At 71.6% G+C, this 24,693-nt stretch carries 24 protein-coding genes and 1 pseudogene; 15 read left to right on the top strand and 10 right to left on the bottom strand.

From position 1 onward, the window contains the following. A partial coding sequence (locus tag FF096_RS26500; RefSeq protein ID WP_230462226.1) for a hypothetical protein occupies positions 1-221 on the bottom strand: 221 nt, incomplete at its 3' end. A 74-nt stretch (positions 222-295) separates the two neighbouring features. After that, positions 296-1,252 carry a DNA polymerase domain-containing protein gene (locus FF096_RS03290; RefSeq protein ID WP_155214732.1) on the bottom strand — a complete coding sequence of 319 codons (957 nt, stop codon included), beginning with the start codon at positions 1,250-1,252 and terminating at the stop codon, positions 296-298. A gap of 137 nt (positions 1,253-1,389) precedes the next feature. Here FF096_RS03290 and FF096_RS03285 point away from each other — a divergent pair, with 137 nt between their 5' ends. After that, a complete protein-coding gene (locus FF096_RS03285; RefSeq protein WP_155214731.1) occupies positions 1,390-1,941 on the top strand; it encodes a TetR/AcrR family transcriptional regulator in 552 nt (183 codons plus the stop codon). A gap of 37 nt (positions 1,942-1,978) precedes the next feature. After that, positions 1,979-4,249: an MMPL family transporter gene (locus tag FF096_RS03280; RefSeq protein WP_155214730.1), complete on the top strand. Its 2,271-nt coding sequence runs from the start codon at positions 1,979-1,981 to the stop codon at positions 4,247-4,249. Between the two features lie 50 nt (positions 4,250-4,299). Here the strand turns inward: FF096_RS03280 and FF096_RS03275 are convergent, their stop codons facing one another. Further along, positions 4,300-5,556, bottom strand: a complete 1,257-nt coding sequence (locus tag FF096_RS03275) for an erythromycin esterase family protein (protein WP_155214729.1) — start codon at positions 5,554-5,556, stop codon at positions 4,300-4,302. Between the two features lie 86 nt (positions 5,557-5,642). Between FF096_RS03275 and FF096_RS03270 the strand changes: the two genes are divergently transcribed. After that, positions 5,643-5,834 (top strand): DUF2795 domain-containing protein, encoded by a 192-nt coding sequence (locus tag FF096_RS03270; RefSeq protein WP_155214728.1) that lies wholly within the window; start codon positions 5,643-5,645, stop codon positions 5,832-5,834. A 3-nt stretch (positions 5,835-5,837) separates the two neighbouring features. On the opposite strand, the gene erm is transcribed toward FF096_RS03270, so the two are convergent. Together erm and FF096_RS03260 are read right to left on the bottom strand one after the other, a co-directional pair. Beyond that, positions 5,838-6,635, bottom strand: a complete 798-nt coding sequence (erm, locus tag FF096_RS03265) for an ErmE/ErmH/ErmO/ErmR family 23S rRNA (adenine(2058)-N(6))-methyltransferase (RefSeq protein WP_155214727.1) — start codon at positions 6,633-6,635, stop codon at positions 5,838-5,840. A gap of 326 nt (positions 6,636-6,961) precedes the next feature. Further along, entirely contained in the window at positions 6,962-7,864 is a 903-nt protein-coding gene (locus FF096_RS03260; RefSeq protein ID WP_155214726.1) for a Gfo/Idh/MocA family protein, read from the bottom strand. 192 nt (positions 7,865-8,056) lie between these two features. On the opposite strand from FF096_RS03260, the gene FF096_RS03255 reads away from it, so the two are divergent. Both FF096_RS03255 and FF096_RS03250 read left to right on the top strand, forming a co-directional pair. Continuing rightward, complete coding sequence (locus FF096_RS03255; RefSeq protein ID WP_309222564.1) at positions 8,057-8,473, top strand: hypothetical protein; 417 nt, start codon at positions 8,057-8,059, stop codon at positions 8,471-8,473. After that, positions 8,466-8,894 carry a hypothetical protein gene (locus tag FF096_RS03250; RefSeq protein WP_309222563.1) on the top strand — a complete coding sequence of 143 codons (429 nt, stop codon included), beginning with the start codon at positions 8,466-8,468 and terminating at the stop codon, positions 8,892-8,894. Before FF096_RS03255 ends, FF096_RS03250 begins: the two co-directional genes overlap by 8 nt. A 39-nt stretch (positions 8,895-8,933) precedes the next feature. Here the strand turns inward: FF096_RS03250 and fabG are convergent, their stop codons facing one another. Next, positions 8,934-9,692 (bottom strand): 3-oxoacyl-ACP reductase FabG, encoded by a 759-nt coding sequence (gene fabG, locus FF096_RS03245; protein WP_155214725.1) that lies wholly within the window; start codon positions 9,690-9,692, stop codon positions 8,934-8,936. Between the two features lie 142 nt (positions 9,693-9,834). Continuing rightward, positions 9,835-11,487: an alpha-amylase family protein gene (locus FF096_RS03240; RefSeq protein ID WP_155214724.1), complete on the bottom strand. Its 1,653-nt coding sequence runs from the start codon at positions 11,485-11,487 to the stop codon at positions 9,835-9,837. Here FF096_RS03240 and FF096_RS26250 point away from each other — a divergent pair. Beyond that, entirely contained in the window at positions 11,486-11,665 is a 180-nt protein-coding gene (locus FF096_RS26250; RefSeq protein ID WP_196222426.1) for a hypothetical protein, read from the top strand. The two genes, FF096_RS03240 and FF096_RS26250, sit on opposite strands and share 2 nt — an antisense overlap. Positions 11,666-11,702: 37 nt before the next feature. Further along, entirely contained in the window at positions 11,703-12,353 is a 651-nt protein-coding gene (locus FF096_RS03230; RefSeq protein WP_155214723.1) for a DedA family protein, read from the top strand. 84 nt (positions 12,354-12,437) lie between these two features. Here FF096_RS03230 and FF096_RS03225 read toward each other — a convergent pair. Continuing rightward, positions 12,438-12,887: pseudogene (locus tag FF096_RS03225) on the bottom strand (cellulose binding domain-containing protein); the annotation flags it as partial. A gap of 89 nt (positions 12,888-12,976) precedes the next feature. Further along, the gene (locus FF096_RS03220; protein WP_155214721.1) at positions 12,977-14,398 is read right to left on the bottom strand and encodes a carbohydrate-binding protein; all 1,422 of its coding nucleotides are present in this window, start codon (positions 14,396-14,398) and stop codon (positions 12,977-12,979) included. 216 nt (positions 14,399-14,614) lie between these two features. Between FF096_RS03220 and FF096_RS03215 the strand changes: the two genes are divergently transcribed. The 4 genes from FF096_RS03215 to FF096_RS03200 all read left to right on the top strand — a co-directional run bounded on the left by FF096_RS03215 (position 14,615) and on the right by FF096_RS03200 (position 19,652). Next, positions 14,615-15,763 (top strand): glutamate--cysteine ligase, encoded by a 1,149-nt coding sequence (locus FF096_RS03215; protein ID WP_155214720.1) that lies wholly within the window; start codon positions 14,615-14,617, stop codon positions 15,761-15,763. Positions 15,764-15,777: 14 nt separating this feature from the next. After that, complete coding sequence (locus FF096_RS03210; protein WP_309222562.1) at positions 15,778-17,184, top strand: FAD-dependent oxidoreductase; 1,407 nt, start codon at positions 15,778-15,780, stop codon at positions 17,182-17,184. A 52-nt stretch (positions 17,185-17,236) separates the two neighbouring features. Further along, entirely contained in the window at positions 17,237-18,661 is a 1,425-nt protein-coding gene (locus tag FF096_RS03205) for a WGR domain-containing protein (RefSeq protein WP_155214719.1), read from the top strand. A gap of 118 nt (positions 18,662-18,779) precedes the next feature. Beyond that, complete coding sequence (locus FF096_RS03200) at positions 18,780-19,652, top strand: aminoglycoside phosphotransferase family protein (protein WP_230462225.1); 873 nt, start codon at positions 18,780-18,782, stop codon at positions 19,650-19,652. A 56-nt stretch (positions 19,653-19,708) separates the two neighbouring features. Here the strand turns inward: FF096_RS03200 and FF096_RS03195 are convergent, their stop codons facing one another. Further along, positions 19,709-20,518 carry a DNA-formamidopyrimidine glycosylase family protein gene (locus FF096_RS03195; RefSeq protein ID WP_309222561.1) on the bottom strand — a complete coding sequence of 270 codons (810 nt, stop codon included), beginning with the start codon at positions 20,516-20,518 and terminating at the stop codon, positions 19,709-19,711. A 147-nt stretch (positions 20,519-20,665) separates the two neighbouring features. Between FF096_RS03195 and FF096_RS03190 the strand changes: the two genes are divergently transcribed. From FF096_RS03190 to rocD, 4 genes are all read left to right on the top strand, one after another. Beyond that, positions 20,666-21,355, top strand: a complete 690-nt coding sequence (locus FF096_RS03190; protein WP_155214718.1) for an SDR family oxidoreductase — start codon at positions 20,666-20,668, stop codon at positions 21,353-21,355. Positions 21,356-21,483: 128 nt separating this feature from the next. After that, on the top strand, positions 21,484-22,299 hold the full coding sequence (locus FF096_RS03185; RefSeq protein WP_155214717.1) for a DUF308 domain-containing protein: 816 nt from the start codon (positions 21,484-21,486) through the stop codon (positions 22,297-22,299). A gap of 354 nt (positions 22,300-22,653) precedes the next feature. Beyond that, positions 22,654-23,469 (top strand): dimethylargininase, encoded by an 816-nt coding sequence (gene ddaH, locus FF096_RS03180; protein WP_196222438.1) that lies wholly within the window; start codon positions 22,654-22,656, stop codon positions 23,467-23,469. After that, positions 23,466-24,680 (top strand): ornithine--oxo-acid transaminase, encoded by a 1,215-nt coding sequence (gene rocD, locus FF096_RS03175; protein ID WP_155214715.1) that lies wholly within the window; start codon positions 23,466-23,468, stop codon positions 24,678-24,680. The genes ddaH and rocD overlap by 4 nt, the downstream gene beginning before the upstream one ends. The last annotated feature ends 13 nt before the right edge of the window (positions 24,681-24,693 follow it).

Here is a 24,693-nt window from a genome sequence, read left to right as displayed (position 1 = left end):
GACGCCGTCCGCAGCTCGCGCCGCTGGGCGATCTCCGTCAACCTCCGGCGTCCAGACGCCGTCCGCAGCTCGCGCCGCTGGGCGATCTCCGTCAACCTCCGGCGTCCAGACGCCGTCCGCAGCTCGCGCCGCTGGGCGATCTCCGTCAACCTCCGGCGTCCAGACGCCGTCCGCAGCTCGTGCCACTGGGCGATCTCCGTCAGCCCTGGTTCTGTGAACACGGTCCGTTGGTCCATGCCGAGCCCCGTCCGGTTGTGCGTGCCGGGGCGCGACCTGCGGGGCAGTGTGGGTTTGTCTAGGTAGGGGTTCGGCGGGCGCGGGCTCGGCGGCGGCCCTCGTGCATGGCCTGCACCCTCGGGATCGGGATTGCGCGGCCCTCCTCGATCAGGTCGGCGGGGAGCCGCTGGGGCGCCGGCAGCAGATCGGCCCACAGGTCCCGCTGCGCCACCAGCGCCGGGACCGTCCGGATGGTGAAGTCCGCCGGGGTGACCGACTCCAACTCCGGCCAGGGCACCGGAAAGGAGACCGGCACATCGGGACGCAGCCGAGGGCTGTACACCGAGACGACCGTCGCCCCGCCGGTGCGGGTGGGGTCGACGAAGACCTTGCCGCCCCGGTCCTCGCGGATGAACGCGGTGGTCGCCAGCTTCGGGTCCAGCCGTTCGGCGCGGGCGGCGAGGGCCCGGGTGGCGGCGGCCAACTCCTCGGCGTCGCTGCCCTCGACCGGGACGAAGACGTGCACCCCCTTGGCGCCGCTGGTCTTCACCGCACCCGCCAACCCGGCGTCGGCCAGCGCCTGCCGGACCAGCAGCGCGGCCCGCACCCCGGCACCGAACCCACCGCCCTCCGGCGGATCGAGATCCAGCACCAGGTGGGTCGGGCGGCTCAGGTCGTCGGCCGTGGCCAGGGTGGGGTGGAACTCGACGGCCCGCTGGTTGGCGAACCAGAGCAGGGTACGGCGGTCGTCGCACAACGCGTACGCGATCTCCCGTCGGGACGCCTCCGCCCAGATCGGCACCCGGCGCACCCAGTCCGGGGTGTAGCGCGGCAGGTTCTTCTGCATGAACGGCGGTTGCCCCGGACGCACCCGGACCACCGACAGCGGTCGGCCACGCAGGTACGGGACGAGCCGGTCAGCCACCGCGTCGAGGTAGTCGACCAGATCTCGCTTGCGCACCCCCGACCCGTCGAACAGCGGCTGGTCGAGGTTCGTCAGCGCGACCCCGTCCCGGATCTCGTCAGCCCCGCTCATCCGATCACCATCCTCGGCGTACGGGCAACGGTCAACCGGAACACCCGGTGTCGTTTCGACAGCTCCGGTTGTGGGGAAGACCACTGATCTGACCGATCGGTCAGCCTCTGACCGATCGGTCAGGCATGCTGATTCTCATGGCCCGTCCCACCCCGCAGACGCACGACGAGATCCTCGCGGCAGCGGCGAGACGTTTCGCCGCCACCGGCTACCGGGGCACGTCGTTGCAGGACATCGCCACCGAGGTGGGTTGCTCCAAGGCTGCGGTGCTGTACCACTTCGCCAACAAGGAGGCGATCCTCACCGAGCTGATGGCGCCCGCGATCGAGGCGCTGTGCTCGCTCGACGAACGGATCGCCGAGCAGCACGGGCCGGCCGACGCGCAGCGGGTCGCGGCCGAGGGCTTCGTCGACCTCGCGGTCCGGTTCCGCAACGAGATCGCCTTCCTGCGGGGTGAGTTCCCGGAGCTGCTGCAACAGCCGGTCTTCGCGCACATCCAGCAGATCTCCGAACGGCTCATCGACGCGTTCGCCGGGCACTCCGAGCGGGCCTCCGCCCGGGTCACCGCGCTGGTGCTGCTCGCCGGTATCGCCGAAACCTGCGGCGAGTTCGCCGACCTGACCGACCAGGAGTTGGGCGACGCGCTGCTCGGCCTGCTGCGACGGGCGCTTGAGCCGCCCGTGCACTGAACCAGTTCCACCAATTCACGATTGAGGGAAGGACCTCATGGCGACCCTGCTCTACCGGCTTGGCCGGGGCTCGATGCGGCGGCGGCGACTCGTCGCCGCGATCTGGCTCGTCGTACTCGTCGGGCTCGGCCTGGCAGCGGCGACCCTGCGCGGCCCGACGGCCAGCAACTTCAGCATGCCCGGTACGGAGTCGCAACGCGCGCTCGACCTGCTCGACGAGCAGTTCCCGGCGGCGGCCGGCGCCACCGGCACCGTCGCGGTCAAGGCACCCGCCCCGGGCCAGCTCGGCACCCCCGAGGGCCAGGCGGTGATCCAGTCGATCACCCAGGAGGCCACCACGGTCCCCGGGGTGCTCGCCGCCGTCGACCCGTTCCAGGTCGGCTCGGTCTCCCCCGACGGTCAGTACGCGCTCATCCAGGTGCAGTTCTCCGGCGGCGCCGACCAGGTCACCGACGAGCAGCGGGAGGCGTACGAGCGGCTGGGTGCCGACGCGACGGCCCAGGGCTGGCAGGTGGCGCCCGGTGGTGAGGTGCTCAACTCCGAGCCCGAGGTCGGCTCCACCGAGGCGATCGGCGTCGCGGTGGCCCTCATCGTCCTGGTGGTCACCTTCGGCTCGCTGGTGGCCGCGGGCATGACCATGCTCAACGCGCTGATCGGCGTCGGCGTCGGCATGGCCGGCCTCTTCGCGCTCAGCGGCGCGATCGAGCTGACCAGCACCGCGCCCATCCTCGCGTTGATGCTCGGCCTGGCCGTCGGTATCGACTACTCGCTCTTCATCACCTCGCGGTACCGACAGAACCTGCTCGAAGGCATACCGGCGGACGAGGCGATCGGGCGGGCGGTCGGCACCGCCGGCTCGGCGGTGACCTTCGCCGGTGCCACGGTCGTCATCGCCCTGGCCGGTCTCGCCGTGGTGAACATCCCGTTCCTGACCGTGATGGGCCTGGCCGCCGCCGGCACCGTGACCGTCGCGGTACTGGTGGCGATCACCCTCCAGCCGGCCCTGCTCGGCTTCGCCGGTCGCCGGGTGTTGCCTCGCCGACTGCGCTCGTCGGTGCCGGTGGTGCTCTCCGCCGACGCCGCCACCTACGCCGCCACCTACGCCGCCACCGCCGACGGCGATGGCGACGAGACCGGCCCGGGCGAGCCGTCGAAGCCCGCCACCACGGCCGGTGAGGACAAGTCGACGTTCGGCTTCCGCTGGGCCCGGCTGACCACCCGGTTCCGGATCCCGGTGATCCTCGTCGGACTGCTCGGCCTGGGGCTGCTCGCGCTGCCGTCGTCGGACATGCGGCTGGCCCTGCCCGACGCCGGTACCGCTCCGGTGGGGTCCGCTGCCCGGGTCTCCAACGACCTGATCACCGAGGGCTTCGGGCCGGGCTTCACCGGCCGTCTCGCGGTGGTGGTCGCCGGTGACGACGCCGCCGCCACCTCGGCAGCCGTTCCGCAGGTCACCGCCCTGGTCCAGGGCACCGACAACGTGCTCGCCGTGGCCCCGCCGCAACTGAGCCCGGACGGTCGGACGGCACTGCTCGGAGTGATCCCGCAGACCGGCCCGACCGATCCGGCCACCGAGACGATGGTGCACGACATCCGTACCGCCGTCGGCGACATCCAGGGCGCGGACGTGCTGCTCACCGGTGTCACTGCGATCGGCATCGACATCTCGGAGAAGCTCTCCGACGCGTTGCCGATCTACCTGGCGCTGGTGGTCGGCCTGTCGATCCTGCTGCTGATGCTGGTGTTCCGTTCGGTGCTGGTGCCGGTCAAGGCGGCGCTGGGCTTCCTGCTCACCGTCGCCGCCACGTTCGGCATCACGGTCGCGGTCTTCCAGCAGGGTCACCTCGCCGACCTGGTCGGCCTGGACACCCCTGGTCCGCTGATCAGCTTCCTACCGATCCTGCTGATCGGCATTCTGTTCGGCCTGGCCATGGACTACGAGGTGTTCCTGGTCTCCCGGATGCGGGAGGACTTCGTCCACGGTGACACCGCCCAGCAGGCCACCATCAACGGCATGGGGCACGGAGCCCGGGTGGTGACGGCCGCGGCCCTGATCATGACCTCGGTCTTCGGCGGCTTCGTCTTCCTGGAAGACCCGGTGATCAAGTCGATGGGCTTCGCGCTCGCGATCGGCGTGGCGATCGACGCCTTCGTGGTCCGCATGACCATCGTCCCGGCGGTGATGTCGCTGCTCGGGAAGGTGGCCTGGTGGCTGCCGCGCTGGCTGGACCGGGCACTGCCGAACGTCGACATCGAGGGCGAGAAGCTGCGCGCCAAGCTCGACGACAAGGTCGAGATCGGCGCCTGACCTCGTGCGTGACGGCCCCCACCGACCTTCGGTGGGGGCCGTCGCCGTGCTCAGACACCGGCCGGGTAGGTCTCCATCTCGCCCGGGGTGGGCCGGGCGGGCAACGGATGCAACGCGGTGCTCTCGTCGCACCAGATGAAGGCGTCGTAGCGCTCCCCCAGCCGGGTCGGCACGTAGTTGCCCCACGCCTCGAGCGACGGGTCGTACACCACCCCGATCGCCCGGTGGTCGCGCGGATCGGTGACCCAGCCCGGCTGGTCCGGCCCGCCGAAGACGAGCACCGCCCGCTCCGGCAGCAACTCGTGCAGCCGGTGCTCCAGCGAACCGCGCCGGGCCGGCGGCACCACCATCACCTCCGCCGGCGACCCCCAGCGGGGCGCGGCGATCACCGTGCCGCGAAAGCTGCCGAAGCCGACCAACACGACCCGGTCGGCGCCGTGGCGTTCCCGGGCCAGCTGGCCGATGTTCACCATCCCGTCGGCGGCCATGTCGGTCGCCCGCGCGTCGCCGACATGCGTGTTGTGCGCCCACACCACCCCCCGGGCACCCGGCCCGTAGTGGTCGAGCAGCCGATCCAGGGTGTCCGCCATGTGGGTGTCCCGGACGTTCCACGAGCCGGGTCCACCGGCGACCATCTCCCGGTAGTAGCGCTCCGCACCGGCCACCACCTCCGCGTTCTGCCAGGCCGAGAAGGCGTCCGAGCCGTCGGCGATGGCGTGTTCGCGGGTACGCGCCAGCAGCCGGATCACCTCCTGCTCACAGCGGGCGGAGACGAATCGGCTCGCCGCGCCGTACTCCTCGACCCGCTTGCCGTACGGCTCGAAGCACCGGTACGCGTCCTGGACCACCTCCAGCGAGGCCGGCTCCTCCTCGCCGAGATAGTCGAAGATCGCCTGCATCGACTCCCAGAGGCTGTAGACGTCGAGGCCGTGGAAGCCGACCCGGGCCGCCTCCGCCCGCTCCATGTTCCAGGCCCGTAGCCACCGGCAGAAGCGGGCCACCTCGGCGTTGGCCCACATCCACGTCGGCCACCGCTCGAAGGCCTCCAGCGCGATCTGCGGCTCGGCGACCGCACCGGGTGCGCCGGTCACCGACCGGTGCACCCGGTCGCAGTCCGGCCAGTCACCCTCCACCGCCACGAAGGAGAAGCCGCACTCGGCGATCAGCCGCCGGGTCAACTGCTCCCGGATGCGGTAGTAGTCGTAGCTGCCGTGCGTCGCCTCCCCGATCATCACCACCTGGGCGTCCCGGACGCGCTCCAGCAACGGATCGAGGTCGCTCGGCGCGCCGAGCCGCTGTACCAGCATGCCAGCGGCTACCCGGCACCCCGACGGGCAAACGCCGGGGCCCGCCGGTGGTGTGCCGGGGCGGCTGCGCGGGTACGTCGCAGACCATGACCGACAGCGGCGCGGCCCTGCAGGAGTACCTCGCCGGGCTGGACTATCCCGTCTCCCGCGAGGACCTGATCCGTTGGTGCCAGGAGAACGGCGCGAGCACCGAGCAGTTGCAGGCCGTACGGGCCCTGCCGATGGAGCAGATCAGCTCCCCCGACGAGTTGACCGAGGTGCTGCGTACGTTCACCTGAGCATCAGCGGGCGTGCAACAGGCGGTACAGCACCAACCACTGCTCCGGCCAGACCTGCCCGACCGGGGTGTCCGGGGCGAGCCGACCGGCCCGCACCGCCGCCGCCAGCCGGGCCCGTGGATACTCGCGGGCCAGCGAGGCCGCGAGCGAGCCGCCGACCCCGCCGAAGCCCAGCTCGACCATCCGCCGGTACGCCGGCAGCGCCCGAGGCGGCAGCAACGGCTGCGCCCGACGCTCGATGCGCAGGATGCCGGCGTCGACCCGGGGCACCGGCCGAAATGCCGTACGCGGCACCCGCCCGGCCAACCGCCAGTCGAACTCCGGCCAGGTCAGCACCGTCAACCGGGTCCACCGACCGTAGTCACCGGCCCGCCGCCGGGCGTACTCCAGTTGGGTGAGCAGGGTGGCCGTGCGCAGCCCCGGCGCGGCCAGGCACCAGCGCACCACGGCTGCGGTCAGCGACCACGGGATGTTGCCGACCACGGCGAACTCCTCCTCGGGTGGTACGGCCGAGAGGAAGTCGCTCTGGCGAGGCGTGACGTTCGGCAGGGTCGCGCAGACCCGGGCCAGTTCAGTGCCGGCGACCGGGTCCACCTCGTACGCCGTCAATCGGCCGCAACGCGCGGCCAGCGGGCGGGTCAACTGCCCCCGCCCGGCACCCACCTCCAGCACCAGTCCGTGCGGGTCGGGGCAGGCGGCGTCGATGAACCGCCGGACTGCGGTCGGGTCGGCGAGGAAGTTCTGGGAGAGCACACGACGGGACCTGTCGCGGGCTGTCGTGCGGGTTCGGCGGAGCGCCATGGCGTCGTCCTTGTCTGTCGCCGGGTGGCGACGAGAGCGGACAGGCGACCGTCGACGGGGCCTGTCCGAGTGATCGGGACTCGGACGGCCCTGGTGAGATGGCGCGGGAACGGCACCACCACGCGGGGACGGGTGCCGCAGACGTACGCGGGAAGTGGTGTCAGTCGCGGACCGCGCCGGCCAGGGCCGGGCGCCGGACGCGCGGGCGGGCCACCAGCAGCGGCCCGAACGCGGCCGGCATGGCGACCGCGTTGATCAAAGCGCACACGCACATGCCGGCGACCCTACCCACCCGCGTGGCGGGCGGCCACCGGTTTCCGGCCCGCTCAGGCCGGTACGTCGATCACGGTGCCCTGCGCGCGGGCGGCCTCGGCGGCGGCCAGGACGGACACCACTTCGCGGCCGAACCGCACGTCACAGCGGTGGTCGCGGGTGCCGGCGTCGACCTCGGCCAACAACTGGTCGATCGCCACCCCGAAGGCCGTCGCCGCACTCGCGCCGCTGGCCGGCAGGCGCTCGATACCGCTCTCGCCGTAGAGGACGAACTCGGCGGCGACCGAGCGGGGCGGTGCGTCCAGGGTCAGCGACACCGTGCTGGTGGCACCGTCGGCGTGGCTGAGCAGCAGGTGCACCAGGCCGCCGGGGCCATCGGCGGCGGACACCCGGGCCACCCGGCCGAGCACCGGCAGCAGGACGGCCAGCGCGTGCGGGCCGACGTCCCACAACGCGCCGTGCTCCCGACGCCACGGCGACTGTGCGTACGGGCTGCTGGGCTGGAAGATCGAGGCGAACCGGATCACCTGGGCGGTGTGCCATCCTCCGGCGGCGGCGGTCGCGGCGATGAAGCCGGCGACCTCCGGTTGGTAACGGCCGGTGAAGAAGACCACCGACGCCACGTTCGAGCCCACGGCCGCCTCGACCACCCGATCGGCGTCGGCCACGTTCAACGCCAGCGGCTTGTCGAGCAGCAGGTGCCGACCGGCGGTGGCGGCCCGGACGGCGATCTCCACCTGGATGTCGGGGGCGACCGCGACGGCGACCGTGTCGCACGCCTCGATCAACGTGTCGACATCCTCGAACGCCGGCACCCCGTAGCGGGCGGCCAACGCGGCGGCCTTGTCAGGGTCACGCCCCCACACTCCGACGAGATCCGCTCTGGGGTGTGCGTCGAGTCCCGCCGCGTGCGTCTCCGCCGCCCAGTGCCCGGTGCCGAACAACCCGAACCGCATCCCGTGCCTCCTCACCTGGCCACGGCCCACCCGGGTCGTGTCACGACCATCAGACCACGCCCGCGAGGGCCTACGCGGACACCTACGGGCGTACCGGTGCCCCGCCGACCGGCGTGGGGTGCCTTCCGGCGGCTCTTACTACGGGGGTTAGTAGAGTGGGCCGGTGATCGGAACGAGCACCGGACGAACCAGGTGAACACTCCCACCCCCGCACCGGCCACCGTTCCCGTCTCCGGGTCTCCGGTCGACGGGGCGCTGGCCGTCGCCGCCATCGTCGTGGCGCTCCTGGTCGCCGTCTGGGCGCTGGTGGCCGCGTTGCGCCACCGGTCGCCGGACCGGGTGCAGTTCATCGGGCTGGCCGTGCTGGAGTTGCTGCTGCTGGGGTTGGCGGTGGTGACCGCCGTGGCGCTGACCGGCGGCGAGCGCCCCGGCGAACCGGGGTCGTTCTTCGGCTACCTGGTCACCCTCGTCTGCCTACCGCCGCTGGCGGCGGTGCTGGCCCGGATGGAACCGACCCGCTGGGGGTCGGCGATCGTCTGCGCGGTGTGCCTGGTGACCCCGGTGGTCGTGGTCCGGCTCCAGCAGACCTGGGAAGTGCTCGGTGGCTGAGTCACACACCGCCCGCCCACGAACCAACGCCGGGCCGGGACGGCTGCTGATCGCCGTCTACCTGATCTTCGCCATCGCGGCGAGCAGCCGCGCCGCCGTCCAGATCGCCACCAAGTTCGACGAGGCGCCGTTGGCGTACCTGCTCTCCGCGCTCGCCGCGGTGGTCTACATCGTCGCCGCGGTCGGTCTGGCGCGGGCCGGTCATGCGGGTCGCCGCGTCGCCCTGGCCTGTTGCGCGCTGGAACTGGCCGGCGTGGTCGGCGTCGGCGCGTTCAGTCTGGCCCGCCCGGATCTCTTCCCGGACGAGACGGTCTGGTCCGGTTTCGGCAGCGGCTACGGCTACATCCCCCTGGTGCTGCCGATCCTCGGCCTCGCCTGGCTACTGCACACCCGCCGGGCGGCGCACCGGGTCTCCTCCTGACGCCATCCGCCCAGCAGGAGACCCGGTGTGCGGGGCCGGTCAGTCCCGGGGCCCACCGGCGACGTAGACGACCTGGCCGGACACGAAGGACGCCCCTTCGCTGACCAGGAACGAGATGGTGTGGGCCACGTCCTCGGGACGGCCCACCCGGCGCACCGGGATCTCCGACTCCGCGTGCTTCTGCATGGCCTCGAAGTCCACCTTCATCCGCGCGGCGGTGGCGGCGGTCATGTCGGTGACGATGAATCCGGGCGCGACCGCGTTGACGGTCACCCCGAACGGGCCCAGCTCGATGGCGAGGGTCTTGGTGAAGCCCTGCATACCGGCCTTGGCGGCGGAGTAGTTGGCCTGGCCCCGGTTGCCCAGCGCGGAGGTGCTGGAGAGGTTGACGATGCGACCCCAGCGCGCCTCGACCATGTGCTTCTGCGCGGCCTGGCTGAACAGGAACGCCCCGCGCAGGTGTACGCCCAGGACGGTGTCCCAGTCGGCGTCGGTCATCTTGAACAGTAGGTTGTCCCGGAGCACACCCGCGTTGTTGACCAACACGGTCGGCGCGCCGAGTTCGGCGACCACCCGGTCCACGGCCGCTTCCACCTGGGCCCGCTCCGACACGTCCGCGCCGACGCCGAGCGCCCGACCGCCAGCCGCGGCGATGGCGTCCACGGTCTCCTTCGTCGCTGACTCCTCGATGTCGACCACGGCCACCGCCAGCCCGTCGGCCGCCAACCGTTTCGCGGTGGCCGCGCCGATTCCCCGTGCCGCCCCGGTCACGATCGCGACCCGCTGCCCCTCCGACATGCCTACCTCCCGGTAACTTGGCTCGACCGCAGGAGCGTAACCCACCCCGGGGCGGCATGGCCCCCATCGATCCCGGCCTCCGGACCGGCCCGCCCCGCCCGGAGGTCGGCGGACCACGCCGATGGGGCGACCGGCACCGCGCTCAGGACGACCAGGACCGGCAGAGCCGGATCCAGCGGTAGCCGTAGCCGGACAGCTGCAACTTGTCCAGTTTGCCCACGTCGTCGTAGTTGCGGTCGGCGAGCACGTCGATGGGGAGGTCCGCTTCCGGTTGCAGCAGGCTCAGGTCGATCTCGGCGTCGATGGTGCCGAGGTTGTGCAGGAACACCATCGTTCCCGTCGGGCCGTCAGCCCGGTGCGCCAGCACCCCCGGTGGCATCGGCACGTCGATGTGCGAGGTGGAGCCGGAGCCGATCTCCGGGGCCTCCCGCATGGTGCGGATCATCCGCTCGAACCAGGCCAGGAGCGAGCTGCGGTCCCGACGCTGAAGCGTGACGTTGACCTTCTCGTACCCGAACTCGCCCTTGTCTACGACCGGGCGCACGAGCTTCTCCGGCTCCGCGGTGGAGAAGCCGGCGTTGGCCTGGTTCGACCACTGCATCGGGGTACGGATGGCCTCCCGGCCGGGCAACGACAGGTCCTCCCCCATGCCGATCTCCTCGCCGTAGCGCAGCACCGGCGTGCCGCGCAGGCTGAACTGGAGGGAGTACGCCAACTCGGTGCGCCGCCGGTCGTTGCCGAGCATCGGTGCCAACCGGCGGCGGATGCCCCGGTCGTAGATACGCATGTGCTCCTCGGGCCCGAACTGCGCGTACACCTGATTGCGCTGTTCGGCGGTGAGCCGGGACAGGTCGATCTCGTCGTGGTTGCGCAGGAACGTCGCCCACTGCCCACCCTCGGGCAGCGCCGGGGTGTCCCGCAGCGCCTCGATCACCGGCTCCGGGTCCTGCCGGGCGAGGGCCAGCATCAGCCGCCCGTTGAGCATGAAGTCGAAGAGCATGTGCACCCGGTTCGCCGAGCCGCCGCTGTCGCCGAAGAAGGCGGGCAGGTTGTCGGGCTCGACGTTCGCCTCAGCCAGCAGGACGGCGTCCCCGCGCCGCCACTGCACGTGCTGCCGCAACTCGGTGAGGAACTCGAAGTCCAGTTCCGGATTCGGGTCGCCCGGCTCGGTGCGCTCGATGATGAACGGCACCGCGTCCATCCGGAATCCGGCGACACCCAACTGGATCCAGAACGACATGATCTTCTTGATCTCGGCGCGTACCGCCGGGTTCGTGGTGTTGAGGTCGGGCTGGAACTTGTAGAACCGGTGGTAGTACCAGGCCTTCGCGGTCCGGTCGTAGGTCCAGGTCTCGTGCTGCTCCCCGGGGAAGACCATGCCCTGGTGCCGGTCGGCCGGCTCCTGGTCGGACCAGACGTACCAGTCGCGGTACGGCGAGTCCGGCGACGATCGGGCGGAGACGAACCACGGGTGCTGGTCGGAGGTGTGGTTCACCACCAGGTCGATGACCACCCGGATGCCCCGGTTGCCGGCCTGGTGCAGCAGTTCGGCGAAGTCGCCCAGGGTCCCGAACCGGGGGTCAACGTTGTAGAAGTCGGTCACGTCGTAGCCGTCGTCGTCGTTGGGCGAGGGGTGGATGGGGTGTAGCCAGAGGCAGGTCACGCCGAGCCGGGCCAGGTAGTCCAGCCGACCGATCAGGCCCTGGATGTCACCCACCCCGTCACCGTCGGAGTCCGCGTATGTGTCGATGTCGAGGCAGTACACGACCGCCTCCGAGTACCACCTGTCAGACATGCCCCCGTACGTTCTCCCGGCCGCGACTTCGGCAAACCCGCCCGGGGTCGGCGTCCGGCGCGCGGCAGCGGTGACGGCGGCGACGGCGGCGACGGTGACGGCGGCGGTGACGGCGACGGTGACGGCGGCGGCGGTGACGGCGGCGGCGGTCGGTGTGCGGCGGGATCTCGGCGGGTAACAGCGAGGTCTACGCCGGACCCGCGAAAGGCTTCATCATGGCGCTCGCCCAGGACGTCGATCCCGCCCAGGTCGGCGGGCTGACCGGTTGGATCGCCGGGGTGATCGAGGCGGGCGGCGCGGTGGGAGTGGCCCTGCTGGTCGCCCTGGAGAGCATCATCCCGCCCATCCCGAGCGAGATCGTCCTGGCGATGTCCGGGTATCTGGCCAGCGAGGGTCGGTTCAACCTGGCGGTGGTGACCGTCGCCGCCACCGTCGGCTCGGTGCTCGGCGCGCTGGTCCTCTACTGGCTCGGCGCCGCCCTCGGCGAGGACCGCCTCAAACGGTGGTTGGACCGGTTGCCCCTGGTCGACCTGGACGACCTGGAGAAGGCGGACCGCTGGTTCGAGCGGTACGGCCGCTGGGCGGTGTTCTTCGGCCGGATGGCACCGGTGGTACGCAGCCTGGTGTCGGTACCGGCCGGGGCGAACCGGATGCCGCTGGTCGAGTTCGTCACCCTCACCACGCTGGGCAGCGGCATCTGGAACGGGCTCTTCATCGGCCTCGGCTATGCCCTCGGTTCCCGCTGGCACCAGATCGACCGCTACAGCTCCTGGTTCGACTACGGGATCATCGCCCTGATCGTCCTCATGATCGCCTCGTGGGCGGTCAAGAAGGTCCGTCGTCGCCGCCGCTCCCCTGTCTCCTGATCACCCGCCACCCCGCCGGTTGACCACGGGCCGTCGCCCGAGGCGCGACCCATGGTCAACGCGGCCGGGGGTGGGGCCTCGTGGTCAGTCGGGCAGGGTGCGCAGGTGCGGGGCGACGGTACGGGCGAAGGAGTTGCCGTTGGTGACGGCCCAGTTGATCGACCAGGTCATCGCGCCCCGCAGGCCGGGGTAGGTGCGCGGCGGGCGGAAGCCGCCGCAGTTGGTGCCCCCGGCGAGGCAGTCCAGCGCGGCGTTGACCACGCTGGGCGGGACTATGTGCTTCGGCAGCCCGGTGGTCGACGGTGTCGTGGGCGGGGGCGTGGTCGGTGGCGGCGTGCTGCCGCCCGCGCAGGCCGCGCCGTTGAGCAGGCAGTTCGTCGGTACGCCGGAACCGCTGCCGAGAAAGCCGAAGGAGACCGAGGCGCCGGGTGCGATGGTGCCGTTCCAGGAGCGGTTGGTGAAGGTGTACCGCTGACCGTCTGAGGTCAGCAGCGCGTCCCAGTAGGCGCCGGCGGGCAGGTCGAAGGCCAGCGCGCCGATCACCGCCAGCACCAGCGTTCGTGCCTGTTAGGAAGGGCCCCCTCCTCTACCGCAGGCGTTAGTAGGGGGCCCTTCCTTGCACCTCAGCGGCGGAAGTGGAACCAGTTGACGTTGACGAAGTCGTTGGGCTGACCGCTGGTGAAGGTGAGGTAGACCGTGCGTCGCCCGGTCACCCCGGAGACGTTGCCGGGCACCGAACGCCAGCTCTGCCAGCCACCGGTGTTGGCGATGGCGAAGCTGCCGATCGGTGGACTGGTCGGGCTGTCCACCCGCACCTCCACCAGGCCACTGATGCCTCCCGCCGCGCCGGAGGCGACCCGGGCCACGAAGTCGCGCGGCCCACTGGAGCCGAACTCGACGTTGTCGTAGCGCACCCAGTCACCGTTGCGCAGCGCCCCGATGTTCTGCCCACCCTCGGAGCACGCCTCGACGATCACGCCGCTCTGGGCGTTGAAGGACTCCGCCTGGATGGTCGCGTACGCGTCCCGCACGCCGCCCGGCGGCGGCGTGGTCGGCGGCGACGTCGTGGGCGGCGTACTGCCGCCACCCCGGCTGTAGACGGCCACGTAGTCGACAAGCATCGGCCGACCGGGCACGGTGGCCGAGGTGGGGGTGGCGCTGCCCGCGACCCCGTCCGGGAAGGCCCCACCCATCGCCACGTTCAGCAGCAGGAAGTATCCGGCGTGGCTGGTCATCTGCGACCAGTACGGCTCACCGACCCGGTTCTGGCTCACCGTGTGGTAGAGCTGCCCGTCGACGTACCAGCGCAGCTGTTGCGGGCTCACCGAGGCGTCCCACTCGAAGCGGTAGGTGTGGAACGCCGACTGACAGGTGCTGCCGGGGCAGGCCCGGGAGCCGCCGATGCCGTTGAACTCGTCGCAGGGCCCGCCCGGTGCGACACCGCAGTGCAGCACACCCCAGACCGTGTTGAGCCCGTTGACGTTCTCCATCACGTCGAACTCGCCGATGCCCGGCCAGTTGTGGTAATTGCCCCGGTACGGCGAACCGAGCGCCCAGAACGCCGGCCAGTACCCCATCGCGGCGGCGCCGGTGACGTTGGGCATCTGGAGGCGGCCCTCGATGGCCAGCACCCCACCGGCCGGGGCCTTGAAGTCGCTACGTACGGTCTCGATGCGGGCCGAGGTCCAGCGTCCGGCGCCGTCGCGCAGCGGGGTGATCCGCAGGTTGCCGGCCCCGTCGTGGCTGACGTTGGCGGTGCTGTTCGTGTACGTCTGGATCTCGCCGGTGCCCCAGTTGGGCGGCCCACCCGGGTAGCTGGTGCCGGTGTCGATGATCCAGTTACTGGCGGACGGCAGGGTGCCGGCGGCGCCGGTGAAGTCGTCGCTCCACACCAGGCTCCAACCCGACGGTGGTGGTGGCACGGCGGCGTCCGCGGTGGTGGTGAGCCCGGCCAGACCGGCGGTGAGGGCGGTGACCAGGGCTAACGCCAGCGGTAGCCGGCGTCGCGCAGGCAGGGCGGCGGGTGCCGCCGGGGCAGGTGTCATGGGGTTTGCCTCTCTGCGGGACGGGAATGAGAGAGCGCTCTCTCAGGAGTTGTACGTCTCACCCAGGCAGTTGTCAATGTCGATCGATACGACCCGCTCGACGATCGAACGCCCGGCGCCACGCAGGCGGGCGTTTCCGGGTACCACCACTGGGGGTAATTGCCCGCCGACCCGGTGCGGACAGCCCGCCACCGGCAGGAGTGGACGGTGGTAGTGATGGTCAGGCAGACGGCGACGGCCCCCGAACCGACGACTGAGTCAACCGACCTCCTCACCGTGGGTGTCGAGGAGGAGTTCCTGCTCGTCGACCCGGACTCCGGGGCGGCGACGCCGGCCGTCGAGGCGGTGCTGGAGCAGGTCCCCGCCGAACTGCGGGGACAGATCGAGCGGGAGTTCCAGACCAGTCAGATCGAGATCGGCAGCCCACCCGGATTGGAACTCTCCTCGATCCGGCACTCGCTCGGCCTGCTCCGCTCCGCGCTCGCCGACGCCGCCGAGCGGGCCGGTGCCCGACTGCTGGCGATCGGCACCGGACCGATCGACGGACCGGTGCCCCCGGTGGTCGACAAGCCCCGCTTCGACCGGATGCTCGCCCGGTTCCGGCTCCTGGTGCCCGGGCCGGGTAACAACGGGATGCACGTGCACGTCGGTGTGCCGGACCCCGACGCCGGTGTCCAGGTGCTCAACCACGTACGGCCGTGGCTGCCGATCCTGCACGCGATCACCGCCAACTCGCCGTTCTCCCGGGGAGCGGACACCGGCTACGCCAGTTGGCGGTCGGTCGAGTGGGAGCGCTGGCCGTCGGTCGCGCCGACGCCCTACCTGGTCTCCCACGAGCACTACCAGCGACTGATCCGTCAGCTGATCGCCAGCGGCGTGATGCTCGATGAGGGGATGCTGTACTGGTACGCCCGCCTGTCGGCCAAGTATCCGACGGTGGAACTGCGCATCGGTGACGTCTGCCCGACCGTCGACGACGCGGTCCTGGTCGCCGCGCTGGTCCGTGGGCTGGTGGCCACCGCGCTCGACGACATCGCCGCCGGGCGGCCGCCGCTGCCCACCGACCACCACCTGTTGGTCGGCGCGCACTGGCGGGCCGCCCACGACGGGTTGGAGGGCGAGGCGGTCGACCTGTCCAGCGGCGAACTGCGGCCGGCTTGGGACGTGCTGCACCAGCTCGTCGGGCGACTCGGCCCGGCCCTGGAACGACACGGTGACCTCGCCGAGGTGACCAGCCTGCTGGAGGGACTGCGCCGGCACGGCAGCGGCGCCGCACGGCAGCGTTCGGTGTACGCGCGGACCGGACGGTTGGAGGATGTGGTGGAGGACGTGGCACGACAGACCCGGGGCGAGGGCCCGGCCTGACGAAGGGTGATGCCGTGGCGGAACGGTTGATCGTCATCGGCGCGGACGCGGCCGGCATGTCGGCCGCGGCGCAGGCGCGTCGACGCCGGGGCACCGACGACCTGGAGATCGTGGCCTTCGAACGCGGGCACTTCACGTCGTACTCGGCCTGCGGGATCCCGTACTGGATCAGCGGACTGGTCACCGACCGGGAGCAGCTGGTGACCCGGTCGCCCCGCACGCACCGCGAGGACTACGCCATCGACGTGCGGCTGCGGCACGAGGTGGTCGGGATCGACCTGGTCCGTCGCGAGGTGGTCGCCCGCGACCTGGACGGCGGCGGCGAGGTCCGCGAGCGGTTCGACACCCTCATGTACGCCGCCGGGGCGGTGCCGAAGAAGCCGGCCTGGGCGCACACCGACGCGGCGGGCGTGTTCGGGGTGCAGACCCTCGACGACGGCTCGGCGCTGCGTGCCTGGCTGGAGGCGGACCCACCGCCCCGGCGGGCGGTGGTGGTCGGCGGCGGCTACATCGGGGTCGAGATGGCCGAGGCACTGGTTCGCCGCGGCCTGTCGGTCACCCTGGTCGAGCGTGACGAGCAGCCGATGTCGACCGTCGACCCGGACATGGCCCGGCTGGTCACCGATGCGATGCGCGGTCTGGGGGTGGACATCCGCACCGGCGTGCGGGTCACCGGGCTGACGGAGCGCGACGGCCGGGTCTGCGAGGTGGTCACCGACCAGGGGTCGATTCCGGCCGACCTGGTGGTGCTCGGTCTCGGCGTGAGCCCGAACACCGAGTTGGCCGCCGCTGCCGGCCTGCCGCTCGGGCCGACCGGCGGGATCAGGGTGGACCGCCGGATGCGGGTGTCCGGGGTGCCCGGCGTGTGGGCCGCCGGAGACTGTGTGGAGACCCTGCACAAGGTCAGCGGACTGCCGGTGCACGTGCCGCTGGGCACCCACGCCAACAAGCAGGGCCGGGTCGCCGGGATCAACATCGGCGGCGGGTACGCCACCTTCGCGGGAGTGATCGGCACCGCCGTGACGAAGGTGTGCGAGCTGGAGGTGGGTCGCACCGGCCTGCGGGAGCGGGAGGCCCGGATGGCCGGATTCGAGTTCGTCTCGGTGATCGCCCGGTCGACGAACCGCGCCGGCTACTACCCCGGATCCCGGCAGATGACGGTGAAGCTGATCGCGGAGCGGCCGAGCGGGCGGTTGCTGGGCGCCCAGATCGTCGGCTGGTCGGAGGCGGCGAAGCGGATCGACACCCTTGCCGTGGCGCTGTGGAACAAGATGACGGTGGACGACATGACCGCACTCGACCTCGGCTACGCCCCGCCGTACGCCCCGGTCTGGGATCCGGTGCTGGTCGCGGCCCGCAAGGCCGTCGACGCGCTCGCCGCCGATCCCCGCGCGCCCGGTTCTGTCAGTGGCAGGGGTTAGCGTGTACGCGCCGCCCGGTCAGGGCTGACGCGAACCCCTCGGAGGAACACCCATGTCGCAGGAGACGACTTACCTTGAGCTGTCCGAAGTGGACGGTTCAGCGCACAAGTTCTATGAGGTGGTGGTCGATGACACCACGATGACTGTGCGCTACGGGCGGATCGGCGACCAGGGCCAGGTCAAGAGCACCGGCTACCCCGACAACGCGCGGGCCCGGGCCGCCGCCGCGAAGAAGATCGGCGAGAAGGTCCGCAGGGGATACGCCCCGGCGGTGCCCGGCGTACGCCAGAAGCGGGCCGTCTCCCGGCGGCAGATCGTCAGCACCCGCTCGACCGCCCGCACCGCCCCCGTGCTCTGGCGGTACGAATCCGGCGCACCGGCCTTCGGCATCTTCGTCGACGGGCGCACCTGCATGGTGGGCAACGAGCAGGGTGTGATCACCACTCTCGACCACGACGCCCGCGTGCTCGACCAGGTCCGCCTCCCCGACGGGGTCAAGTGCATCGTCGCCGACGACGCCTGGATCTACGCCGGCTGCGACGACGGCAACGTCTACGACCTCTCCGGCAAGATCCCCCGGGTGGCGTACGCGATCGTGCCCGACATCGACATCTACTGGCTCGACATCCACGACGGCGTGCTGGGTGTCTCCGACGCCGACGGCGGGATCGCCGCCATCGACCACGAGGACGAGTTCCTCTGGCGACGCGCAGGACGCGGCCGGTCGGCCTGGATGGTGCGCTGCGACGCCGACGCCGTCTACCACGGCGACTCGGCGGGGGTGACCGGCTACGACTGGCGCACCGGCCAGGAGTTGTGGCACACCCGCACCGGCTCGGTGCTCTTCGGCTGGCAGGAACGCGACGCCGTCTTCGCCGGCACCGCCACCCGCGAGGTCGTCCGGCTCGGCAAGCACGGCGGTTCCGCGACGCGGACCTACCGGGCCGACGCGCCGGTCTTCTCCTGCGCCACCGCCTCCGACGGCCGCTACGTCTTCGCCGGGGACAGCCAGTCCTCGATCTACTGCTTCGCCGCCGACGGCACCCGGCTGTGGAAGCTCGGCACCGGCTGCGGTTCGGCGTACTCCATGCAGTACCACGACCAGCGCCTCTACGTGGTGACCACCAGCGGGCACCTGGCCTGCATCGACGCCAGCGAGCCGGCGATCCGGGCGGCGGAGGCGGGCAGCGTGCCGGAGGTGGTCGACGTCAAGGCCCCGGCCCGGTTGCCGGAGCCCGCCGCCGTGACCCAGGTCGAGGTGGTCGGCGACACCGGCGGCGGCGTGGTGGTCGAGTGTGTCGAGCAGGGCGGGCGGCTGCGGGTCCACGTGCTCTCCAGCGGCTACCGCCCGGACTGGTCGGTGCAGTTCCCCAAGGGCATCCGCGAGCCCGGGGCGCGCTACCTGGTCACCGAGGTCCGCGAGTCCGGCCGGGGCGGCTTCTATCGCGCCTACGGCGACATCCGCCGCCTGCGCTGAGGGTGAGCATGGCGGGTTCGGCGGTGGTGAGTGCGCGTGCGGCAACCCGCGGGGACAGCCGGGTGCGGCCGGTTGAGCCGTGTTGTGCCGTCAGGTCGGGCTCGGCCAGGATGAGCCGATGACCGGCGTGCTGCGGATTCCCGACGGGTTGACCTGGTTGCACGGCATGCCGGGCGGTCCGCAGTGGTTGGCCGAGCTGCCGGAACTGTTGGCCACCTGTGCCCGACGCTGGTCGCTGCGGCTCGGTGCGCCCTTCGGGTACGCCTTCGCCTCGCTGGCGATGCCGGCCGACCTGCCGGACGGCACCCGGGCGGTGCTCAAGGTGCAGTTTCCGGACGCCGAGAGCGAGCACGAGGCGACCGCGTTACGCCACTGGGACGGCGACGGTGCCGTCCGGCTGCTCGCCCACGACCCCGACCTGCGGGCACTGCTGGTGGAGCGCTGTGACCCCGGCACACCGTTGCACGCGTTACCGCTCGACGAGGCGCTCGACGCCGTGGTGGCGCTGCTCCCCCGCCTCTGGGTGCCGGCCGGTGAGCCGTTCACGCCGTTGACGGAGGCGGCTGCCGGCTGGGCGGACCGGCTGCCGGTCAAGTGGGAACGCACCGGACGGCCGTACGAGCGGCGACTGGTCGATCTCGCGCTCGACCTACTCGGTGCGCTGGCCGGCAGCCAGGGTGAGCAGGTCCTGGTCAACCAGGACCTGCACGCCGCCAACGTGCTCAGCGCGGCACGCGAACCGTGGCTGGTGATCGACCCCAAGCCACTGCTCGGCGAGCGGGAGTTCTCGGTGGTGCCGATGGTGCGCGGTACCGAGCTGGGTCACTCCCCGACCGCCGTCCGTCGCCGACTGGACCGCCTCAGCGCCGAGTTGGGGCTGGACCGCGACCGGGTACGCGGCTGGACGATCGCTCAGACCACGGCCTGGAGCATCGACGGTGACCGCGTCTTCACCGACCACGTCGAGGTGGTCCGCTGGCTCGTCGGGTAGCGCGGACCCTGGCCGGGCACCTGCGGGCGGATGGGCGGCACGATCCGCCCAGGGTCTCAGGCGGCCTGGCAGGTGGCGCACCAGTAGAGGTTGCGGGCAGTGATGGTGCCTCGGCTGACCGGCGTGCGGCAGACGTGACAGGGCTGGCCCGGGCGACGGTAGACGTACACCTCTCCGCCGTGCCGGTCGACGCGGGCCGGGCGACCCATCGCCTCGGGCAGGTGGGCGTCGCGGACGGTGTCGATCCGGCCGGTGGCGACCGCGCGTGTCATCAGCTCCACCAGATCGGCCCAGAGCACCTGCCAGCCAGCCCGGGTCAGCTCCCGGCCGGGCAGCCTCGGCGACAGCCCCGCGCGGAACAACGCCTCGGTCACGAAGATCAAACCCGTGCCGGCCACCACCGACTGGTCCAGCAGCAGCGCGGCCAGCGGCGTCGCGCTGCGCGAGATCCGGGCGTACGCCCGGTCCGGGTCGGCATCGGCGCGCAGCGGATCCGGGCCGAGTCGGGCCCGCAGCGCCGCCACCTCGGGCGGGCTGAGCAGCTCACAGGCGGTCGGGCCGCGCAGGTCGAGCCAGTGCCGGTCGCTGGTCAGTCGGAGGCGGATCTGCCCCACCGGCTCCGGCGGCTCACCGTCACCATCGGTGACCTTGCCGTAGAGGCCGAGGTGCACGTGCAGCGCCAACTCACCGGCGTGGTGGTGCAGCAGATGCTTGCCGTACGCCTCGGTGCCCTCCAGCACCGTCCCGGAGATCAGCGCGGCACCGTCGGCGAACCGCCCCTGCGGGCTGGTGGCGTGCACCTTGTCACCGACGAACAACTCGGCGTGCCGGGCCGCCAGGCGATGGATGGTGTGTCCCTCTGGCACGCGTCAAGCGTAGCCAGCGGGCAGGTGAGCAGCGATCGAGCCGTGAGCTACTCGACGGTAGGGAATCCTTCTCGCCGTCTGGTTCAATTGCCGGTCGAGCCGCCGGCACGGGCGGGCGCCACGTCGACTCGATAGGGGCAGTGGGTCATGACGGTTCGGATGCGCCGTGCGGTGGTGATCGGCAACAGCGACGGGATCGGGCTGGCGTTCACCCGCAGACTCCTCGCCGACGGTTGGCTGGTCACCGGGCTGTCCCGGCGGGACAACACGATCATCGTCCCGACGTACACCCACCACACCGTCGACGTCACCGCGCCGGACTATCCGCAGGTGCTGGGCAAGGCGGTCGACGAACTCGGCGGCCTGGACCTGTGCGTCTACGCCGCCGGCATCGGCGAGCCGGTCGACCCGACCGACCTGGACACGCAGACGCGCACCTTCGAGGTCAACCTGATGGGCGCGGTACGCACCGCTGCCGTGGTGGTGCCGAGAATGCTGGCCACCGGTGAGGGGCACCTGATCGGGATCTCCAGCCTCGCCGACCGGCTCGTCTCCGGCGAGGCCCCCGGGTACGCGGGTTCGAAGGCCGGGCTGTCGTCGTACCTGATGGGCCTGTCGGCGGCGCTGCGGCGGCATGGCGTGCACGTGACCACCGTGCGGTTCGGTTTCGTGGACACCAAGATGGCCAAGGGCTCGTCCCGGCCGTTGATGATCCCGGTCGAGCGGGCCGTGGAGATCCTCGTGCGCTGTGTCCGCAGCCGTCCCGTCCTGGTCTCCCGCCCCCGCCGCCTGGCCCTCCTCACCTCCGCCCTGGCCTGCCTGACCCGCCCTCGCTGAGTCACCTGTTCCCGCGTGGCGGGAACGGGTGTCGGCGCAGCGGGGTGGGGGTACCTCCGGGGTGTTGTGGCGTGGCTGGCGATACGGGGCTGATGCCGCCGTCCACGCATCGATCAGGAGGTGAACCTATGAGATTTCCTTCGCTGTCACGTCGGGACGAACCGACGCCGCCGGCAGACGGTCGGGGCGGGACGGTCGCCACCGACACCCGTCCCGACGGGCGAACCGACGCCGAGGGCCGCTCCGACGGCGGCACACCGGCCGCCGACAGCACCACCCGCCGCGCACCGGCCGACGGCAGCACCGCCGCTGGCCGGGCCACCGTGGATGACTCGGCGGACAGCCGGGCCGACGCGCGACGGGCCGCCGAGGCCCGGGCCGCCACCGCACGGTCCACCGTTCACGGCTCCTCCCGGGCCCGTACCACCACCGGGACCGCGGATCGCGACCGGACTGTCGACGAGCGTGACCCCCGTCTCGACGGCGACCGGGCCGAAGTGGGCCGTACCGCCGACCGGGAGCGGATCGACGACAGCGACCGGCCGGTCAACCCGGTCGACGAGGACCGGGGCCCCGCCGGTGACGCCAACCGGGACGTCCCGGCGACGCCGGTCGGACCGCGACCACGGGCCAGTCTGCTGGCGACGCTCGGCCTGATCGTGGGCGTCGGCGGCATCCTGTTCGTGCTCACCGGCGCGCTCGCCGGGTACGGCATCGCGCTGGGCGCGTTCGGGGCGGTGCTCGCCGTGCTCGGGCTGATCGCCACCCGTCGGCGGCACATCGCCGGCAAGTCCGACGCGCTGTTGGGCATCGCCTTCGGCCTCGGTGCGGTGGTCCTGGGCGTGCTGGCGATGACCGGTCAGTACGACTGGCCGAGCACCGACGGCGACCTGGTCGCGCGCTTCCGTGAGTGGCTTGATTCACAGTTTGTCGATCGCTGGTAGTGGGCACTTTTCGGCCCGCCGGTGGTTCACCGAGCCGGTCGGTGAAGAACCGACCGTAGTCCGATCACATCTGGTGGTTCACCAGTCGGACGCACACGCTCGTCAGGGGCGGCGATTCGCCGCCCCTGACGTGTGTCCGGGGTCGGCCCGGCCGCCGCCGACACGGATCGGGGTCGACGGCCTCACGCGCAATGAACGGCCACCAAGCAGGCGTTATACGCAACGATCTGCCACTGAATGCAAGGGTTCGCGGTGGATCCTGCCGGTCGGGCCCGCATACCGTTGAGCCACGGCGCCAGCCCGTGGGCCGACGGTGGCCGGGCGCGCCCGACCCTGGGAGCAGGACTCATGACGATGGACGCCACCCGCCAGCGCTTCCTGATGTGCCGGCCGACGTACTTCGCCGTCGACTACGCGATCAACCCCTGGATGGACCCGACCGCTCCGGTCGACGTCGATCTCGCCGTTCGCCAGTGGGAGCGGCTACGCCAGATCTACCTGGACCTGGGCCACACCGTCGAGGAGATCACTCCGGTACCGGGCCTGCCCGACATGGTCTTCGCCGCCAACGGCGGCACCGTGATCGACGGCAAGGCGATGGCGGTGCAGTTCCGTGATCCGCAACGCGCCGACGAGGCCCCCGCGTATCGCGCCTGGTTCGAGGCCGCCGGTTTCGAGATGTACGACCCGAAGCACGTCAACGAGGGTGAGGGCGACGTCCTGCTGGCCGGCGACCACCTGCTCGCCGGCACCGGTTTCCGCACCGCGCACGCCTCGCACGCCCAGCTCCAGGAGGTCTTCGGGTACCCGGTGGTCACCATGCAACTGGTGGACCCGCGCTTCTACCACCTGGACACCGCGCTGACCGTGCTCGACGAGCGCACCGTGGCGTACCTGCCGGAGGCGTTCTCGCCCGGCAGTCAGGCCGTGCTGCGGCGACTCTTCCCGGACGCGGTGCACGCCACCATGGCCGACGCGGAGGTGCTCGGCCTCAACGCGGTCAGCGACGGTCGGCACGTGGTGCTGCCCGAGCAGGCCACCGGCCTGGCCGCCAAGCTGCGCGAGCGGGGCTACGAGCCGATCGGCGTCGACCTGTCCGAGCTGCGTCGGGCCGGCGGCGGCCCGAAGTGTTGCACGTTGCGACTCCGTCAGGGAAAGGCGAACCGATGATCGAGGACATGCTCCGGACTCCTGTCGCGGTGCAGGACGCGGAGCGGCACACCGCGCACAACTATCACCCGCTGCCGGTGGTGATCTCCTCCGCCGAGGGCGCCTGGGTGACCGATGTGGACGGCCGGCGCTACCTCGACTGCCTGGCCGGCTACTCGGCGCTGAACTTCGGCCACCGGCACCCGACGCTGATCGCCGCCGCGCACGCCCAGCTCGACCGGTTGACGTTGACCAGCCGGGCGTTCATCCACGACCAGTTCGCCGACTTCTGCCGCGAGCTGGCGGCGCTGTGCGGCAAGGACCTGGTGCTGCCGATGAACACCGGGGCCGAGGCTGTCGAGACCGGCATCAAGGTGGCCCGCAAGTGGGGCTACCAGGTCAAGGGGGTGCCGGCCGACCAGGCCAACATCGTGGTCGCGGAGGGCAACTTCCACGGGCGTACGACCACCATCGTCAGCTTCTCCACCGACTCCGACGCCCGAGCCGACTTCGGGCCGTACACCCCGGGCTTCCGGATCGTCCCCTACGGTGGCCTGGCCGCGCTGACCGAGGCGATCGACGAGCACACCGTCGCCGTGCTGCTGGAGCCGATCCAGGGCGAGCAGGGCGTGGTCGTGCCGCCCGAGGGCTACCTACCGGGCGTCCGACGGCTCTGCACCGAACGCGACGTGCTGTTCATCGCCGACGAGATCCAGTCCGGCCTGGGCCGCACCGGCACCACGTTCGCGTGCGAGCAGGAAGGCGTCGTGCCCGACATGTACCTGCTGGGCAAGGCGCTCGGCGGCGGCATCGTGCCGGTCTCCGCGGTGGCCGCCGACACCGACGTACTCGGCGTCCTGCGCCCCGGCCAGCACGGTTCCACCTTCGGTGGCAACCCGCTGGCCTGCGCGGTGGCGACCGAGGTGGTCCGGCTGCTGGCGACCGGCGAGTTCCAGCGCCGCTCCACCGAGTTGGGCGAGCGACTGCACACCGGCCTGCGCGGGCTGATCGGCAAGGGTCTGGTCGCGGTACGCGGCCGGGGCCTCTGGGCCGGTCTGGACATCGACCCGTCGCTGATGAGCGGCCGGGTGGCCTGCGAACGGCTGATGGCGCGGGGGGTACTGGCCAAGGACACGCACGGCTCGACCATCCGACTCGCCCCGCCGCTGGTGATCACCGAAGAGGAGATCGACCACGCGGTGGCACAGGTGGCCGCCGTCCTGGCCAGCTGAGCGGTCGTACCGT

The organism is Micromonospora sp. CP22, from assembly GCF_009712475.1.
Lineage (GTDB): Bacteria > Actinomycetota > Actinomycetes > Mycobacteriales > Micromonosporaceae > Micromonospora.
The sequence above is the reverse complement of the archived record's forward strand: the minus strand, read 5'-3'. Positions and strand labels throughout refer to the sequence as shown.